Raw genomic sequence first — 1,397 nt, 5'->3', positions numbered from 1 at the left:
CACGATTTGCGCTATGCTATTGATGCCACGAAAATTAATAAAGAACTTGGCTGGAAACCATCTGTAACTTTTGAAGAAGGGTTAAGCAAAACCATTGACTGGTATTTGCAAAACGAGGAATGGCTTAAAAATGTTACCAGCGGCGCTTATCAAAACTATTATACAGAACAATACAGCAACAGGTAGGAGTTTAATTTTTATTTTTGCATTATGCTAATAGAGCTTGATATAAAAGACAAGGCTTCCGAGGCAGATATAAGAAAAGAAATCGCACTTATATTATACGAGAAGGAAATATACAGTCTTGGCAAAGCCGCTGCCTTTGCCGGTTTGTCGAAAGATGATTTTATGAAACTGATGAAAACAAAAGGTATATATATCAAGTATTCAATTGAAGATGTAAAGCTCGACCTGGATAATTTACAATTTGTTTTAAATGATAGTGGTAAGTGATACTACTCCGCTCAGCAGCCTCATCCATATCAACAGGTTTAATCTCCTGAAAGAACTTTTCCGGTTCGTTATAATACCTTCAGAAGTTGCAGCAGAAATAAATTCAATGCCCGTGTTAGCATCAGTTATTAAGGCAAACAGCAGTTGGATAAATATAGCTGAAGTTATAAACAAAATGAAGAAGGAAGAGTTGATGGTTGTTTTGGATGAAGGAGAAAGCGCAGCAATAATTTTAGCAATTGAAAGAAAAGCTGATTTGATTTTAATAGATGAAAGAAAGGGCAAAAAAATTGCCGGTGAATATGGTTTTCATACCACCGGCACATTAGGCATATTATTGCAGGCCAAACACCGCGGGTTAATTAAGGAACTTAAGCCAGACCTGCTGCAGCTAAAATATACCTATAATTTCTGGATGACAGACCAGTTAATAACTCAAATGCTGATACTAGCCGGAGAAGTTTAATTTAAGAACAATAAATGAAGATTGAAAAAACCCCTTTACAGGACTGCTACATTATTCACGACACGGTTTTTGCAGATAGCCGTGGCTATTTCTTTGAAAGCTTCAATGCTAAAAAGTTTGAAGAATTAACGGGCGTAGCCACGCCGTTTGTTCAGGATAACCAATCATCTTCCACACGTGGTGTGCTGCGCGGGCTGCATGCGCAAACAGGCGAACATGCACAATCAAAACTGGTGCGTGTTTTATCCGGCAAGGTGTTGGATGTGGCGGTTGACCTCAGAAAATATTCTCCTTCATTCGGTAAGGCTTTTTCCATTGAGCTTACCGGTGAAAACCATAAGCAATTATACATTCCCCGCGGCTTTGCGCATGGTTTTGTGGTACTGAGCGATACGGCTGTTTTCTTTTATAAATGTGATAATTTTTATAACAAGGCTGCTGAACTGGGTATTATGTACGATGACCCTGATCTTAACAT

General features: G+C 38.4%; 4 protein-coding genes. All 4 read left to right on the top strand.

From position 1 onward, the window contains the following. Nucleotides 1–186, top strand: a 186-nt coding sequence (locus BM015_RS21250) for a GDP-mannose 4,6-dehydratase (protein WP_177191994.1), incomplete at its 5' end; no start/stop codon positions are given. 24 nt (nucleotides 187–210) lie between these two features. Further along, a complete protein-coding gene (locus tag BM015_RS21245; protein WP_090663379.1) occupies nucleotides 211–453 on the top strand; it encodes a UPF0175 family protein in 243 nt (80 codons plus the stop codon). Then, nucleotides 437–919: a PIN domain-containing protein gene (locus BM015_RS21240; protein ID WP_090663377.1), complete on the top strand. Its 483-nt coding sequence runs from the start codon at nucleotides 437–439 to the stop codon at nucleotides 917–919. The genes BM015_RS21245 and BM015_RS21240 overlap by 17 nt, the downstream gene beginning before the upstream one ends. 14 nt (nucleotides 920–933) lie before the next feature. After that, nucleotides 934–1,397 (top strand): dTDP-4-dehydrorhamnose 3,5-epimerase (gene rfbC / locus BM015_RS21235; RefSeq protein WP_090663375.1); only part of this gene is annotated, 464 nt, incomplete at its 3' end.

The organism is Parafilimonas terrae (assembly GCF_900115755.1).
GTDB lineage: Bacteria > Bacteroidota > Bacteroidia > Chitinophagales > Chitinophagaceae > Parafilimonas > Parafilimonas terrae.
Note: the sequence above shows the minus strand (reverse complement) of the source record. Positions and strands in the feature narration are given on the sequence as shown.

Coding starts and splice junctions, on each gene's coding strand:
- BM015_RS21245 (WP_090663379.1), top strand. CDS start 211: ATGCTAATAGAGCTTGATATAAAAGACAAGGCTTCCGAGGCAGATATA.
- BM015_RS21240 (WP_090663377.1), top strand. CDS start 437: ATGATAGTGGTAAGTGATACTACTCCGCTCAGCAGCCTCATCCATATC.